12 protein-coding genes, 1 pseudogene and 1 riboswitch are annotated in these 15,656 nt (G+C 44.6%); of the genes and pseudogenes, 10 read left to right on the top strand and 3 right to left on the bottom strand.

The window, feature by feature from the left end:
- Positions 1-460: 460 nt before the first annotated feature.
- Positions 461-1,366, bottom strand: coding sequence for a hydrogen peroxide-inducible genes activator (locus tag Vt282_RS02995; RefSeq protein ID WP_162047031.1), 906 nt, complete (start codon positions 1,364-1,366; stop codon positions 461-463).
- A gap of 198 nt (positions 1,367-1,564) precedes the next feature.
- Between Vt282_RS02995 and Vt282_RS02990 the strand changes: the two genes are divergently transcribed.
- From Vt282_RS02990 to mltC, 5 genes are all read left to right on the top strand, one after another.
- Positions 1,565-2,173: a peroxiredoxin C gene (locus Vt282_RS02990; protein ID WP_162047032.1), complete on the top strand. Its 609-nt coding sequence runs from the start codon at positions 1,565-1,567 to the stop codon at positions 2,171-2,173.
- 244 nt (positions 2,174-2,417) lie between these two features.
- Positions 2,418-2,492: riboswitch (Fluoride riboswitch) on the top strand.
- Between the two features lie 184 nt (positions 2,493-2,676).
- Complete coding sequence (locus Vt282_RS02985; protein WP_162062520.1) at positions 2,677-3,369, top strand: iron-sulfur cluster assembly scaffold protein; 693 nt, start codon at positions 2,677-2,679, stop codon at positions 3,367-3,369.
- 17 nt (positions 3,370-3,386) lie between these two features.
- A complete protein-coding gene (locus Vt282_RS02980) occupies positions 3,387-4,370 on the top strand; it encodes a GGGtGRT protein (RefSeq protein ID WP_162062519.1) in 984 nt (327 codons plus the stop codon).
- Between the two features lie 252 nt (positions 4,371-4,622).
- Positions 4,623-5,654 (top strand): 2,3,4,5-tetrahydropyridine-2,6-dicarboxylate N-succinyltransferase, encoded by a 1,032-nt coding sequence (gene dapD, locus Vt282_RS02975; RefSeq protein ID WP_162062518.1) that lies wholly within the window; start codon positions 4,623-4,625, stop codon positions 5,652-5,654.
- Between the two features lie 143 nt (positions 5,655-5,797).
- Positions 5,798-6,910 (top strand): membrane-bound lytic murein transglycosylase MltC, encoded by a 1,113-nt coding sequence (mltC, locus tag Vt282_RS02970; protein WP_162047036.1) that lies wholly within the window; start codon positions 5,798-5,800, stop codon positions 6,908-6,910.
- A 66-nt stretch (positions 6,911-6,976) separates the two neighbouring features.
- On the opposite strand, the gene Vt282_RS02965 is transcribed toward mltC, so the two are convergent.
- A complete protein-coding gene (locus Vt282_RS02965; protein ID WP_162062517.1) occupies positions 6,977-8,161 on the bottom strand; it encodes an NnrS family protein in 1,185 nt (394 codons plus the stop codon).
- A gap of 246 nt (positions 8,162-8,407) precedes the next feature.
- On the opposite strand from Vt282_RS02965, the gene Vt282_RS02960 reads away from it, so the two are divergent.
- The 3 genes from Vt282_RS02960 to Vt282_RS02950 all read left to right on the top strand — a co-directional run bounded on the left by Vt282_RS02960 (position 8,408) and on the right by Vt282_RS02950 (position 11,225).
- On the top strand, positions 8,408-8,962 hold the full coding sequence (locus Vt282_RS02960) for a gamma-glutamylcyclotransferase family protein (RefSeq protein ID WP_162062516.1): 555 nt from the start codon (positions 8,408-8,410) through the stop codon (positions 8,960-8,962).
- A gap of 129 nt (positions 8,963-9,091) precedes the next feature.
- The gene (locus tag Vt282_RS02955; protein WP_162062515.1) at positions 9,092-10,435 is read left to right on the top strand and encodes an MATE family efflux transporter; all 1,344 of its coding nucleotides are present in this window, start codon (positions 9,092-9,094) and stop codon (positions 10,433-10,435) included.
- Between the two features lie 124 nt (positions 10,436-10,559).
- The gene (locus Vt282_RS02950; RefSeq protein ID WP_162062514.1) at positions 10,560-11,225 is read left to right on the top strand and encodes a hypothetical protein; all 666 of its coding nucleotides are present in this window, start codon (positions 10,560-10,562) and stop codon (positions 11,223-11,225) included.
- Between the two features lie 79 nt (positions 11,226-11,304).
- On the opposite strand, the gene Vt282_RS02945 is transcribed toward Vt282_RS02950, so the two are convergent.
- Positions 11,305-12,228: a LysR family transcriptional regulator gene (locus Vt282_RS02945; RefSeq protein WP_162062513.1), complete on the bottom strand. Its 924-nt coding sequence runs from the start codon at positions 12,226-12,228 to the stop codon at positions 11,305-11,307.
- Between the two features lie 114 nt (positions 12,229-12,342).
- Between Vt282_RS02945 and chrA the strand changes: the two are divergent.
- Both chrA and Vt282_RS02935 read left to right on the top strand, forming a co-directional pair.
- Positions 12,343-13,484 (top strand): annotated as a pseudogene (chrA, locus tag Vt282_RS02940) (chromate efflux transporter).
- Positions 13,485-13,793: 309 nt separating this feature from the next.
- Positions 13,794-15,482: an AMP-binding protein gene (locus Vt282_RS02935; protein ID WP_162062512.1), complete on the top strand. Its 1,689-nt coding sequence runs from the start codon at positions 13,794-13,796 to the stop codon at positions 15,480-15,482.
- Positions 15,483-15,656: the final 174 nt, after the last annotated feature.

Below are 15,656 nucleotides of genomic sequence, written 5' to 3'. Positions count from 1 at the left end.
ATTTAAGCGGAATTCAATCTAGACATAAGTCTTAATGAGGCCTTATTTAACTTACATCAGAGCATTCAAGAGAAAAAGGGGGAAAGACAACTTTGAAGTTTTATTCGGCAGGGATAAATTGCCTATTACACCCACAAAACTGTAATCCATTACGTAATTTAATTTCAGTGAAATTATGGATGTAAAATCATTTTAAACAGACGTTTAAATATAGAAATAAATAGATTCCACTTTAATATTCAGAAAGTTAACTGACTTATAAAGGTAAAATTCAAACGGCATTAAAATGAGATATGTAAAATTTACAGTGTGTAATTTCACTATTTCATGAAATCTTCAAAAATATTTCCCTGTAAAATTTTACAAGTTAAAGTTCACGAACAGAATAAAAAACCAAAAAACACACCTTTTACAGTGTGCTTATTGGTTGGATTCGAGAAATGTTAGCTCATACTTATAGCTAAAGCAGTTCAGAGACCACATCAGCCAATTGATTAAACGTGTTCACTCGCGAGGAACTTGGGCGCCATACTAAACCGATGTGGCGGTGTGCTTGTTGACCAGGCGGATCAACAACAACTAAGTTTTGGTTATCAATCAAACCATGATCAATCGCCATTTGCGGAATAAACGTAGTTCCCAAACCGTTGGCCACCATTTGCACTAGCGTGTGCAAACTGGTCGCCGAAAACGGGTTGATTTTCTCTTTCTTAGTTAACTGACATGCTGAAACCGCGTGTTCAGTTAAACAGTGTTCTTTCTCAAGCAAAAAAACGAACTCATCGGGCAGTTCGTCATAATGAATCGGCACTTTAATCGCTTCGGCTTGATTACGACTGATGATCATTCTAAATGGGTCATTGCCAACGATGCGACTGTCCATTCCATCAATTTCAACAGGAAGTGCCAAAATCAGCACATCCAATTCTCCATTGCGCAGTGCCGCCAACAGATTCGTTGTCGTGTCTTCACGTAGCAATAAATTGAGGCTTGGAAATCGCTGGTTTACTTCTTGAACCAAATCACACAATAAAAAAGGAGCAATCGTAGGGATACAACCTACTTTTAGTTGGCCTTCCATATCGCCGCCCTGGCAAAGTCGACCGAGTTCAACCAAGTCTTGCCCTTTCGCTAATAAATCACGACCTTGCTGAACAACCAGTTCACCCGCATGGGTAAAAACCAGTGGGCTCTTTTTGTCTTTTTTCTCATACAAAGGACAGCCAATCAGCTCTTCTAAGTTTTGAATACCTTTACTTAGCGTTGACTGGCTCACATAGCATTTTTCCGCTGCATCACTAAAGTGTCGAGTTTCATGCAGAGTAACTAAATAATGTAATTGCTTGAGACTAGGCCATTTATTCATAGTTTTGTCGATACTTCTTGCTTGGACAGTGACCGAAATAGCAGAACCGGGAGTTATCGCTTTTTTCGATTAACTTAATCTAATTAATTCGCTTTTTTCAATACTACTACCTGTACTATAGTTTGTCTCGCACAAACACGGACCAAACCTAAGAGAAATTAGTGGTTTGGAACTCACCAAATATTTAGGAGCAAAATAATGGTACTAGTAGGTCGTCAAGCCCCTGACTTTACTGCAGCAGCTGTTCTAGGTAACGGCGAAATCGTTGATAACTTCAACTTTGCAGAATTCACTAAAGGTAAGAAAGCAGTAGTATTCTTCTACCCACTAGATTTCACGTTCGTTTGCCCATCTGAGCTGATCGCATTCGACAACCGTTTCGAAGATTTCCAAGCGAAAGGCGTAGAAGTAATTGGTGTTTCAATCGATTCACAATTCTCTCACAACGCATGGCGTAACACTGCTGTTGAAAACGGCGGTATCGGTCAAGTTAAATACCCACTAATCGCTGACGTTAAGCACGAAATCTGTAAAGCTTACGATGTTGAGCATCCAGAAGCAGGCGTTGCATTCCGTGGTTCATTCCTAATTGACGAAGACGGTCTAGTACGTCACCAAGTAGTTAACGACCTACCTCTAGGCCGTAACATCGACGAAATGCTACGCATGGTTGACGCTCTAAACTTCCACCAAAAACACGGTGAAGTGTGCCCAGCACAATGGGAAGAAGGTAAAGCAGGTATGGACGCATCTCCAAAAGGTGTAGCAGCGTTCCTATCTGAGCACTCAGCAGACCTAGCTAAGTAATTAGCACTCAGTGTCCAAGCTCAATGGACATTATGGTTGGACGATATAAAGCATAAGCGCAAAAGCGCAACGCCAATCAGTTAAGTAAAGTCTCATATAAAAAGCCCAATGCACTGCATTGGGCTTTTTTATTGGTTCAATATTCCACTCTCCGCTATATAACCACTCAGATATAGCGACAATTATTTTTAGTGCAATACAGTCTAAAAAGAGTATTGCCGATCACAGTTCATCAGCGCTATGCTAATTACACGGTGATGGGGTGCCACCGGAATCTAATCATTCAAACCGCTTTTAAGCTGATGACTCCTACAGAAACGAAAACAGGTCTGCCTGTTGGAAAGCGAATACTTACCGGTATTTGGCTGATGCGTTCTGTAGTGAGCAAACTGAACCTCCTCCAACCCCACCTGTTTTCTCATAATAATGACAAACGATATTCATCATAAATGTACTTCGTCCCAATGAAGTCGCCGCCGGATATCGAACACTGGGAAAACACTATGCAATATTCACACGAAATCCAATCCATGTGCCCGATCCAACGTGGCGACCTGCATGCGTCTGCACCGATTCCAATTGAAGGAGCGATGATTAACCCGAAAGATGTGATCGCTATTTCGGGCTTAAGCCACGGCGTTGGCGCCTGCGCACCACAGCAAGGTGCTGCGAAACTAACCCTCAATGTAAAACACGGCATCATTGAAGAAGCTTTGATCGAGACCATTGGCTGCTCAGGTATGACGCAATCAGCAGCAATGGCAGCTGAAATTCTTACCGGTAAAACCATCCTTGAAGCGCTCAATACTGATTTAGTGTGTGATGCCATCAACGTTGCGATGCGTGAAATCTTTTTGCAATTTGTTTACGGTCGCAGCCAATCTGCATTTTCCGAAGGTGGTCTAGAAATTGGCGCCGCATTAGAAGATCTTGGCCAAACTCAACGCAGTCAAATCGGTACCAGCTACGCGACAAAAGCCAAAGGCGTGCGCTATATGGAACTCGCTGAAGGCTATGTCACTCAACTTGCACTTGATGAAAACCGTGAAGTGATTGGTTACCAATACCTCAACCTTGGCAAAATGATGAAAGCAATCAATGAAGGTATGCCTGCAGACCAAGCTGCACTTGCAGCGACAGGAACCTATGGCCGCTTTGATGAAGCCGTCACTACCATCAACCCACGCCAAGCTTAAATTTGAGGAGAAGTCACATGAACAATTCAGCTGTAACGCAACTACTAAATGAAATGCAACTCACTTCTCTCGCAGAAGCGCAACAATACTGTTTATCACATGGCATCGATGCCAAAGCACTAGTGATGGACACTCAGCCAATAGCCTTTGAAAGCGCTTGTGAAGCCTATGCGCTTGGTGCGGCGCTAGCGATCTATCGTCAAGCGGCCAATGCCGAACAAGCGGCACTAATCATTGGTGAAGGTCTACAAGCGGTGACAAAACCAGGCAGTGTTGCGCACCAACGCCAAGTGGGCTTAGGTCATGGCGCACTGGCGGCTCGTCTTTTGAATGAACAAAGCCAATGTTTTGCTTTTCTTGCTGGTCACGAATCTTTTGCCGCTGCTGAAGGTGCGATTAAAATTGCGCTAAATGTCAACAAATCTCGCCAAACACCGCTGAAAGTGATTCTAAATGGTTTAGGTAAAGATGCTGCCTATCTAATTTCTCGCATCAACGGCTTTACCTATGTACGTACGCAATTTGACTACCAAAGCGGAGAATTGCACGAAGTTGAGCGTCGCCGTTTCTCACAAGGTCCGCGTGGGGAAATCCTTTGCTATGGTGCCGACGATGTGCGTGAAGGTGTAGCCATCATGCATAAAGAGCAAGTCGACGTGAGCATCACTGGTAACTCGACTAACCCGACTCGCTTCCAACACCCCGTTGCTGGTATCTACAAAGCTGAGCGTACTCGTCAAGGCTTGCCATATTTCTCTGTCGCATCTGGCGGTGGTACTGGTCGTACTCTTCACCCAGATAACGTGGCTGCTGGCCCTGCTTCTTACGGTATGACTGATACATTAGGTCGCATGCACGCCGATGCGCAATTTGCGGGAAGTTCGTCTGTTCCAGCGCACGTCGCCATGATGGGCTTTATTGGTATGGGTAACAACCCGATGGTTGGGGCCACGGTGGCCCTAGCAGTGGCGGTCGCCGAAGCCAATCAACAAGCGGCATAATGAAGTTTGAGAGCAGCCATGTGCTGCTCTTCCTTCTCACCTCTTTTCCTCTAGATTCTCAGCACCCCACCCTATTCGACTTTTTCGTTCAGACATAACCATCGCTAATCGGACAAAGGGTATCCATCTAAAGACTTTCTTATTTATATCTCTTTTCACCCACCGCTTGTGTCTTTATGATGGCATGCAATTAATTCCAAGTTCTTGCCATGAAGCGGCGAGAGCAAAAAGACTCAACAGATGGAGATGACTATGGCTTTCTTTTCCCTAGCATTTGGTACTGCAACAAAAAACCGTGATGGCAAAATCATTGAAGCATTTTTCCCACACCCAGTGCTTAACCCAGCCGATCAACTAGTTAACGCACTTGCAGCAGTAGCGGGCTACGAGCAAGGCAACCAAGCAATTGAAATCTCAGCAGCGCAAAGTGCAGAGCTGGTTACCGTGTTTGCAGAAAATGGTGATGCGGCGAATGCAGCATTTGCAACCAAAGCAGCAGAATCAGCACAACCATTGGTGTTAGTGATTCTCGCGACTGACGAGCAACCTCAATCTGTTGCAGAAGGCTTCCTTAAGCTACAACTTATCTCTCACCGCCTAGTGAAACCTCACGGCACGGTACTAGATGGTATCTTTGGTCTGCTACACAACATCGCATGGACTAACGAAGGCCCTATCGATCTCCCTGAACTTGCTGAGCGCCAAATTGAAGCACGCCTTGCAGGCCGTGCACTAAGCGTAGATTGCGTTGACAAATTCCCTAAAATGGTTGACTACGTGGTACCAACAGGTGTGCGCATTGCAGACACTTCACGTGTTCGTCTTGGTGCACACGTGGGCGAAGGCACTACAGTAATGCACGAAGGTTTCATCAACTTCAACGCAGGTACGACTGGCGTAAGCATGGTTGAAGGCCGCATCTCTGCAGGTGTGGTTGTTGGAAATGGTTCTGATATCGGTGGCGGCGCATCTATCATGGGTACGCTTTCTGGCGGTGGTAAAGTGGTGGTTTCTATCGGTGAAAACTCACTACTTGGCGCAAACGCAGGTCTTGGCTTCCCAATGGGTGACCGTTGTACTATCGAATCTGGTCTGTATGTAACGGCTGGCTCTAAAGTGCGCATGCTTGACTCACAAGGCCAAGAGGTTGAAATGGTTAAAGCACGCGATCTTGCTAACGTTTCAGACCTACTGTTCCGTCGTAACTCTGTAACGGGACAAATCGAGTGTTTAGCAAACAAGAGCGCAATCGAACTCAACGCTGAGCTACACAAGAACAACTAATTCGTTCAATTTACTAATTAGACTAAAATCCCTGCACCTTGGTGTGGGGATTTTTATTGTTTCAATAAAACAATTAATTATCTCAACCTCTCCTCGCTACTTATGATCAAAGGCGCTGACGTTAGCCGAAAACTAAATTGATAATGAAAAAACTGACTTACTTAATGCTTTTGTTACTGGGCGGGTGCTCGCTTGCTCCTGAACGCGAAACCGATACTTGTTACTGCCCATCAACACCGCCACCGGTAGTCACTCCACCAGCCAACAACCAAGAAAGCATCAATCAACTGCTGGCCTTTGTTGCTAAACTTGCTAAAGATCGCTGGGGTGAAGATGAGTTTGTTGAAGCAGGCAAACACCGCTATGTTAAGTATCTTGATGGCTACAGTACTCGTGCTCACATCGACTTTGATGAAGGCAAGATTTACGTTTCGACGATTTCCCAACATCAACCAGAACAAAAACTACAAAAGGCGATCGTCCAAACATTACTCATGCCTGCAGACCCTGCTCATGCTGAATTGTTTAGTGACAAAGAAGCGGTTTTACGTGGAAAACCCTTCCTATTAGGACAAGTGTTAGACCATGAGGGTAAACCGATTGAGTGGGAGTGGCGCGCCAATCGCTACGCTGACTATCTGGTTGAAAATTCACTACGCACCAAGAGCATCAAACGTGGTAAAGCGCATTATGTGGTGATTACTATGGTGAATGATCACCTAGAGCAACGTGAATATCAGTATGCAGGGCTAATTCGTGATGCCGCAAGACGCTACGATATTCCAGAAGATTTGTTGTACTCGATCATCAAAACCGAGAGTAGCTTTAACCCTTATGCGGTAAGCCATGCTGGCGCTTACGGTTTAATGCAAGTGATTCCTAAAACCGCAGGTGCTGACGTATTTAAGTTAGTCAAAAATAAACCTGGTATTCCGACCAAAGAATACCTATTTGATCCGGCCAACAATATCGATACTGGCGCAGCTTACTTCTACATTTTGAAAAACCGGTATCTACGTGAAGTGAAAGATCCAACTTCAATGCACTTTAGTATGATTTCGGCCTATAACGGTGGTACTGGCGGCGTATTATCTGCATTTGATAGCGACCGTAAACGGGCAATGGTCAAACTCAATAATGCGACACCGCGCCAAGTGTATGACACTCTGACCACAGATCACCCGAAAGCGGAAGCACGCCGCTACTTACAAAAAGTACTCTATTTCCAGAAAGACTTTAACTTAGGCAAACTTTAGTTTTGGGTAAGTGTTAGATTGCGAAAAGGCTTGGTGTTAAACCAAGCCTTTTTATTTCTTCTTCAATTAACCCGGATGTCCATCCACTCGTGGCGTCATTAACATATAGCCGAATTTTGCGATAAAGAGAGCAAAACTCAATGTCCAAAGCCCCGCACTAATATCAATCATCAGCATCATTTGCGCAGGGAACATGGCAACCCCAAAGCTACGAACTAGTGCCGCAGCGATCAGTGCTGCAAAAGCGAATGCCATTTTCGGCCCTTGGTAAATCGCTCTGCCTGTATGCCCCATCGTGACACGAGCAATCATAGCAAGAATCAACCCAGCTAAACCTCCGATCGCAAACAGATGAATCATGTTATGCGCGGCAAACGCATTTTGCCATAATCCTCGAGCCAGCAAGCTGAGCGGAATACATAAATAAGCAGCATGGAGTGACCAAACCAATGGCTCTTTTAACGTTTTCCATGGTTGCCAGCGCATCATTCGAACTAACTGAGCGGCACCAGCAATGACCATCAGCCACGAACCGATTTGTGCCATCACCAACGGGAAGAAACTCAGTATAAATAAGCCAACTAAAGGTAAATTCGCCGCCCAATCTAGCCAAACTAAAGGCTGTGGCTTATCAAAATTAAAACGTCTTGCGGTGAAAAATGGAATCACTCGACCAGCCATCACCGATAACAGCAGAGTAAACCACCACAACATGGCTTGCCAGACTGCAGAGGCCGAGAATGGCGGCATTCCTTTAACACAAGCGTAGCTGGCAAAGTTCGCCACTACCGCCAACACAAACAGCGGCACAAAAAATAGATTGCGATAACCTTTAGCGCGAATCACTCGCCAAGCAACTTCATAAGCGACAACGACAAGAAACAGGGCATCAATAATTGAAATTAGCCAAAGTGGCGCCGGCGTCCAGAGCAGCAAGCGTGGTGTCAACCACAGCACCACGATGGCTAAAAGCGTATAACTTTTGGTTCCGTGAATACCAGTCCAGTTTTGCACAGCGGTCAATACAAAACCAACCACAATCGCCATTGAAAAACCAAACAGCATTTCATGTACATGCCACCATAACGCAGGCACTTGTAACGCTTGAGGCTGGCCAGAGCGAAACATCCAAACCCACAAAGGAATCGCGACGAGCGCATAAACGGCACCAAGTAGAAAAAATGGGCGAAAGCCAAGACGTAAAATAGCGGGAATTTTTTCTTCCACCCGCTTATCGGTAATATTGAGCACAATGTCACTCCTTAAATTCTATCTGAAGTAACATTGCACCTTGCCAATTATTTACTTATTTAAATTCATAAACTTGAATTAAAATACAACCATTAAAATGTCATTTTGATCAACAAAAATAAGTCAATATGACTCCAAAGTTTACATTTGACTTATAACTAAATGAACTAAATTCCAAATGAATCCACTATAGTCGGTGGAAAATTTTGTTTATAGTTGTTTAACGTATCATTCAAAAGTAGCACCATGAAACAATATATCTTTGGTTACGGCAGTTTAATTAACTCCGCTTCAAGACAGCTAACCGGCCAAACTGCTGACGCTATCCCTGCCATTGCGAGGGGGTTATGCCGTTACTGGGGTAAAGTCGACGAAAGCTATATTTTGGCTCCTTTGGTGGTCACCAAAGGAAAAGGCATGATCAACGGGGTATTGTTGCAAGTCGATAATACTCAACTTAGCGAATTTGATCTGCGTGAGCGTGGCTATCAACGCATAGCCATTTCAGCCCGTGATCTGGAATGCCAATTAAGCTTGGGTGATACTGATAAAGTATGGATTTACGTGACGGAACAAGCGATTCCACCTTGTGCAATGAGCCCAATTGTACAAAGCTATGTCGATACCGTGCTCACGGGCTGTTTGGAGATTTCTGAGCAATTTGCCAAACAGTTTATTGAGCACACGATCGGCTGGCACCACCCGCTTGAAAATGATCGCTCTCAGCCCAAATACAGCCGAGTTGCTGGGGTCACCAATCAACATCGCATTAAAATCGATATACTACTCTCCGAGATGTAATTCATCGTCAAACGTCCATTTCTCATTAAGCAAGAAACCCTCGACACGGCTAAAATTTGCTCGATTATAATATCGCGCTATCTCTCTATTCCTTAGCAATTCTCGCTAACTATTACTGAGCAAAAATTAATGTCATCACTACCGAATGCGATCGATAAACGTATGAGCATCGTCGCGCTTACTTGGCCGCTATTTATCGAAATTATGTTGCGTACAGCGCTCAATACCAGTGATGTATTCATGCTCAGTGGCTATTCTGACCAAGCGGTATCCGCGGTTGGTGTGATCGCGCAAATCGCCTTTTTCTTGATCATTATCTGCACTATGGTCAGCAGTGGTACTGGCATATTGATCGCACAATATAACGGCTCAGATCGTCATACCGAATCAGCTCAAGTCGCGATTGCAAGCATCATTATGGCGGCCATTGTTGGGGCATTTTTGAGTGTTTTTTCCGTCATTGGAGCGCACCACCTTCTACCCTACTACGGATTGGAGACACAGGTATTACTCTACGCTCAAGAGTATCTGCTCATCAGCGGCTCAATGACGTTCAACGTTAGCATGGGTATTGTGCTCACTACTATTTTGCGCAGCCATGGCTATTCTCGTTCACCAATGGTGATCAACTTAATCGCTGGTGTGGTCAATATCATTGGTAACTATATCGCGCTTTATCAACCATTTGGATTACCAGTGTACGGCGTGCAAGGGGTAGCTGTCGCGACGGTAGTAAGCCAAGTGCTAAGTACCATTTTGTTGTATTTCAAACTGCGTAAAACTGATATTCAACTCCCTTTTTCCCAGTGGCGCACCATCCCTCGCTCAATCTATCAGCGCATCGTTCGTATTGGTATTATGAATGCGAGTGAAACTCTCGCGTATAACCTCGCGCAGTTAACCATTATCTACTTTGTGGTCCAGATGGGGACGGCTTCTTTGGCGGCGTATACCTATGCGCAAAATATTGCGCGTGTTTCTTTTGCCTTCGCACTGGCGATTGGACAAGGTAGTCAAATTCAAGCCGGTTACTTTATTGGACGCGGCTGGATTGATGCCATTTTAGGCAAGGTACAAAAATACTTTGTCGTCGGTTTTATAGTGACAAATGTCGTGACCATCGGTACTTATCTACTCAAAGACCAAATTATTCCACTCTTTACTGATCAACCCGAGATTGCGGCACTCACTGCAAGTTTGATCGCAGGCTCTATCTTGCTTGAAGCTGGACGTGTGTTTAACCTGATTTTTATCGCTTCGTTGAAAGCCGCTGGAGATATTCAGTTTCCTGTCAAAATGGGCATTTTTAGCATGTGGGGCATTGGCGTCGTGTTTAGCTACCTACTTGGCGTTCACTTGGGTTATGGCGTTCTTGGTGCTTGGATTGCAATCGCGATGGATGAATGGTTTCGCGGGCTCATCATGGCCAAACGCTGGCGTAGTAAAGTTTGGACGCGTTATCAGTTGACCTAAAATACAACCTAGAACCATTCGCATTATTGATTATGAACAGTGTTCATTTACTGACATTGCGCTGACAATTGATAATTTTATAGACAATAGACTGGCCTATTGTTTTATTTTATCGATTGCTACTGTGAAAACTGAAACTTATTCAAACGAAGCAAAAGTTAAATCAGACTTGACGCTTCACACTACAACTACGAATGCACTGCTTAAAGCGAGCCTAAACTTTTTGATTGCTGTCGTAATTTGTGTCATCGCTAACTTAGCCTTACGCATAGATTTTGTCTTACTTGGCAACTCTATTGGCGAAATCTCTGTGACGGAATTTACAGAGCAGTTTATGTTGGTTATTGCTGCTGGATGCTTCTTCTATTTGGCGAATGCTCAACCTAAACTGAGACATGCCGCGGTGCTCATCGGCTCATTTTTTCTGGTGATGATCATTCGTGAGAATGATGCATTTTTCGATCACATTAACCACGGCTTTTGGGTTTACCCAGCACTTGCCACCACTATCGCTGCTCTTTTCTACGCCACGAAAAATGGCAAAAATACCCTTGATCAATTGGCATTGATCGTTGAAAGCAAACATATGAATCTGTTGATTGTTGGTATGGCTCTGCTTTTAGTCTACTCACGCCTATTTGGCATGGGCGGTTTCTGGAAAGAGGTGATGGGACAAGACTATGTGCGACTTGTTAAAGACATTGCTGAAGAAGGCACTGAACTGCTTGCCTACTCTATTATCGCTTTTGCATCGTTTAAAGTCGCCCGTACTTTTCGAGTAAAACGCTAACAACTTAAAGGTTCGCGCCAATCGATTTAAACTTAATCTTTCGCGCGAACCCCATCTCTACACAATATTGCCCGGCCCGCTATCTATGATTAATCACGGTTTCTAGTAATTCCCGCAACCAAATATTTTTCTCTTCGTTGCTTCGACTGGAATGCCACAGCATTGCAATATCAAAATCTGCTACGGGAACGGGTGGCACAAAGGTCGATAACTTATCGTCAAAACCTTCAGCTTGCGCCATCTTCTCTGGCACAATGGCAATTAATCTACGCTGTTTAAGCAGACTGCGCACGGTAAGAAAGTTTCTCGATGCTACCGTCACTCGGCGTGATAAACCGTGCTCTGCGAGTTTTTTATCTACTTGGGTCGATAAACTGCCATCAGCGCTTACTAATGCCTGCTCAATCCCAGCGAATATTTCTTTCGTCAGTTCACCATCAAGCCCAATCGCATGCGCATCAGCCAAGCACACATGTTTTTCGGTGTATAAATACTGACTTTCAAATTCATCATCCAACGCTGGCATACTGCCAATAATCACATCGAGCTTCTCTTGCTCTGTAAGCGTCACATAGTTGCTGCGGTTAACGTTAATAAAGCTCACTTGTGCTTGCGGCGCTTGCTGGCGAATTTGATCATAAATTGCCGGAGCGAAAATAAACTCCGCATAATCAGTCAAACCTATTCGGCACACTCCAGTGTAATTTTCTGCAGTAAAGTGCTCTTTAGTTAAAAGGTTATGGGCAATGGTATCTAACAACTGGCTGACCATTGGCGCAATATGGTGCGCATAATCCGTTGGTTCCATCTTGTGCCCTTTACGCACAAACAGAAGATCATCGAGCAATTGACGTAATCTCGCCAAACTATGGCTCATCGCAGACTGACTGACATGGCTTTTATCCGCCGCAACACTAACACTGCGATAGCGATATAAATAAGAAAAAGTGACCAATAGATTAAGGTCGATATTACGCCACTCTATATCTGATGAATTTGGCACGCATCCAATCCTATTTCATTCATAGATGAAATTAAAACTATCAATTTGAATCATCATACTACTTTTTTATGCTGGGTGCAGTAAGTCGTTATTCACTCTAAGGAAGGCATGTAGATGCTCTCTATTTTTAAAACTTTTTTCTGGCTTGGCTGGATCAGCTTTGGTGGTCCTGCTGCCCATATTGGCTACTTTCGCCAAACTTTCGTCGAAAAACTTAACTGGCTCAGTGACAGCGAGTACGCACAAATCGTCGCATTAAGTCAGTTTCTACCCGGCCCTGGCTCAAGCCAAGTTGGCTTTGCTTTAGGGTATAAGCGTGGCGGATTAGCGGGTGCATGTGCCGCCTTTATTGGCTTTACTCTACCGTCGGTACTCATCATGGTGCTGCTGGCTGTGGTCTCGAGTCAATTAACTGAAACAACTGCGTTTCAAAGCATTGTCCATGGTTTAAAGCTGCTTGCAGTGGTCGTGGTCGCGGATGCCACTTGGGGAATGTATAAAAATTTTTGTAAAAATACCCTATCGGTTAGCTTGTGCCTAATAACGGCGATTGCACTTTAACCGTGCCAAGCATTGCGACCCAAATGATTGTATTGGTAATAGCTGCATTGATCGGCGCTAAATACCTAAAAGGGGAAACGCCAACAGAGCCACAGCCATTTAAACCTAGTATTGCTCCTTTAGCGCTGTTTGCCATTATTCTGCTTGGCCTACCTTTCATCGCGCATCTAGCCCCTACCCTTGGGCTATTTAATGATTTCTTCCAAGCGGGGAGCTTGGTGTTTGGCGGAGGCCACGTGGTACTGCCGCTACTGCAAAACATCGTTGGTGACCAATTAAGTCAAGACGCATTTCTAACAGGTTACGCAGCCGCTCAAGCTGTACCGGGGCCGATGTTTACCTTTGCTACGTACATTGGTTACGAGCTGCAACCAAACGCGCCTATCGTAGGTGCACTGGTAGCGACCATCGCAGTATTCTTACCAGGCTTTTTATTGTTACTCGGGGTACTAAAAAACTGGCAATCACTGGCGCAAAAACCACAAGTGGCCGGTGCCGTCAGCGGTGTGAATGCCGCAGTAGTTGGCTTACTGGTTTCAGCCCTGTATCAACCCGTCTTTACCAGTGCCGTATTGAATCCAATTGATGTTGCAGTGGTGCTGGTTGGTTTCTACCTAATGAAACAACTTAAGCTGCCAATCATTTGGATGGTTCTGAGCTTTATTCTGGCTGGATTAGCAATAGGTATGATGTAAGTTCTCCCTCTTTCATTGACGAAAAGCCGCTTCGACAGAAATGTCTCTTTTGTGAGGCCACTTCTATCGTGCGGCTTTTCTATTTTTATCCTAAATAAACCGATCTCACTTTTCTGGTATTTAATCATTGAGATAAAGAGATTCTTCTCACGCTAGTGCTTTCCAACCGTACGCAATGCGTGCTAGAGTTAACAAGGTGTTAACATAATATTCTCTTTAAATGGCAGCGTTGTATGTATCGTTTGCTCTCCGCTATGCATGTCTATCCCATTTAAAAGAGGTAATACATATAACAGGGAGTTAACCGTCATGAATCAGCCAAACGAGTTGAAAATAAAAGGATGTACCTTACCGCCACCAAATGAAATGATCTTAAAATGGGCAGCAGAACGCCCGAACGAGATCTATTTAAAACAGATCATCGATAGACAATTTGTCGAATACACTTTTGCTGATGTGGCAGATAAAGCATTACGTCTCGTCACCGCACTGCGCGAACTTGGTGTTCAACCGGGAGATAAAGTTGCTCTTATCTCTAAAAATTGCGCAGAATGGTTTATTTGCGATTTAGCCATGATGCTTGGTGATTATGTCAGTGTACCCGTTTTCCCAACCGCTGGTTCAGACACGATCGAGCACTGTATTACCCACAGTGGCAGTAAAGTTCTTATCGCCGGTAAACTTGATGATGCCGCCGCGACAGAACAAATCATCAATCAAATGAGTGACTTGATCACCATTAGCCTTGCCTACCCCAGCGCACCAACCAACTGCCAACACTCGTTCAATCAATTGGTCGACAACGCGACTCCAAGTGAAGAACGCCCTATTCACTATGACGACAAGCTGATGTCGATCGTGTACACATCAGGTACCTCAGGCCTCCCTAAAGGAGCGATGCTAACTTATGGTGCATTCTCATGGTCAGCTCAGCAATTGATCAATCACATTGGCATTGAGCCTGGCGATCGCTTGTTCTCTTATTTACCGTTGGCACATATCACAGAGCGTGTTTATATCTTTGGTTCATCGATATCAGGGGGTATCCAAACGGCTTTCCCTGAATCACTCGATACCTTTATTGAAGACGTTAAAATGCATCGCCCAACGCTGTTTATCTCCGTACCACGTTTATGGACGCTGTTCCAACAACGTATTCAGGACAAACTGCCGCAGAAAAAACTTAACTTCCTACTCAAAATCCCGTTTGTAAATTCGCTAATTAAGAAGAAGCTGGCTGACGGACTCGGTCTGGATCAAGCACGCGTTTTAGGTTGTGGTTCTGCTCCCGTGTCACCGGCACTCCTCGACTGGTACCACAGTGTTGGACTCAACATTACCGAAGCTTGGGGAATGACTGAGTCGTTTGCCTACAGCACACTAAACTACCCGTTCCGTGCAGATAAGATTGGTAGCGTAGGTAATGCAGGACCGGGAATTGAGCTAAAAATTGCTGCTGATGAAGAGATCATGGTGCGCAGTAAAGGGCTATTCTCTGGTTACTACAAAAATGATGAAGCGACTCAAGAGACATTCGATAGCGAAGGTTGGTTACATACCGGCGATATTGGCTACCTTGATGCCGATGGCTATCTCACTATACAAGGGCGTAAAAAAGACACCTTTAAGACCGCCAAAGGTAAATTTGTCGCCCCTGTACCGATTGAGAAGAAATTGTTTGAATATAGCCGAGTAGAAATGATGTGTTTAATTGGTTCCGGCCTACCTGCTCCAATTCTGCTTGTGGTGCCCCATGACTTCCCTCACTTTGATCGTGAACGTTATGCTCGAACCAGTGAACGCGTCATAAAACGCATGAACCAAGAGCTGGAATCTCATGAACAAATAAAAGGAGTGCTGATGATCAAAGACCCTTGGAGCATTGAGAACGGCATTTTGACACCAACACTTAAGATTAAACGTCACGTATTAGAGAAGAAATACCATGATGTTGGCGCCAATTGGCCAAAAGGACAGCTGGTAGTATGGGAAGAGTAACCCACCAGCAAATCAAAAGGGGCGTTTAGCCCCTTTTTGCCCTCTAAATTACGCTTACCAATTTTGTCGCCCCCCTTTAATACTGAGCAAACTGTGACTGTTGCCGAGTATCCCCACCATTTAGCTTCAAGTGCGTAGCGATTGTTGCCTAAGATAGTGAACACGAAGCCTATT

Origin of the sequence: Vibrio taketomensis (assembly GCF_009938165.1) — a bacterium.
Taxonomy (GTDB): Bacteria; Pseudomonadota; Gammaproteobacteria; order Enterobacterales; family Vibrionaceae; genus Vibrio; species Vibrio taketomensis.
The sequence above is the reverse complement of the archived record's forward strand: the minus strand, read 5'-3'. Positions and strand labels throughout refer to the sequence as shown.

What these genes read in the sequence shown, in the direction of transcription:
- Vt282_RS02995 (WP_162047031.1), bottom strand. Translation starts at nt 1,366, where the DNA reads ATGAATAAATGGCCTAGTCTCAAGCAATTACATTATTTAGTTACTCTG.
- Vt282_RS02990 (WP_162047032.1), top strand. Translation starts at nt 1,565, where the DNA reads ATGGTACTAGTAGGTCGTCAAGCCCCTGACTTTACTGCAGCAGCTGTT.
- Vt282_RS02985 (WP_162062520.1), top strand. Translation starts at nt 2,677, where the DNA reads ATGCAATATTCACACGAAATCCAATCCATGTGCCCGATCCAACGTGGC.
- Vt282_RS02980 (WP_162062519.1), top strand. Translation starts at nt 3,387, where the DNA reads ATGAACAATTCAGCTGTAACGCAACTACTAAATGAAATGCAACTCACT.
- dapD (WP_162062518.1), top strand. Translation starts at nt 4,623, where the DNA reads ATGGCTTTCTTTTCCCTAGCATTTGGTACTGCAACAAAAAACCGTGAT.
- mltC (WP_162047036.1), top strand. Translation starts at nt 5,798, where the DNA reads ATGAAAAAACTGACTTACTTAATGCTTTTGTTACTGGGCGGGTGCTCG.
- Vt282_RS02960 (WP_162062516.1), top strand. Translation starts at nt 8,408, where the DNA reads ATGAAACAATATATCTTTGGTTACGGCAGTTTAATTAACTCCGCTTCA.
- Vt282_RS02955 (WP_162062515.1), top strand. Translation starts at nt 9,092, where the DNA reads ATGTCATCACTACCGAATGCGATCGATAAACGTATGAGCATCGTCGCG.
- Vt282_RS02935 (WP_162062512.1), top strand. Translation starts at nt 13,794, where the DNA reads ATGAATCAGCCAAACGAGTTGAAAATAAAAGGATGTACCTTACCGCCA.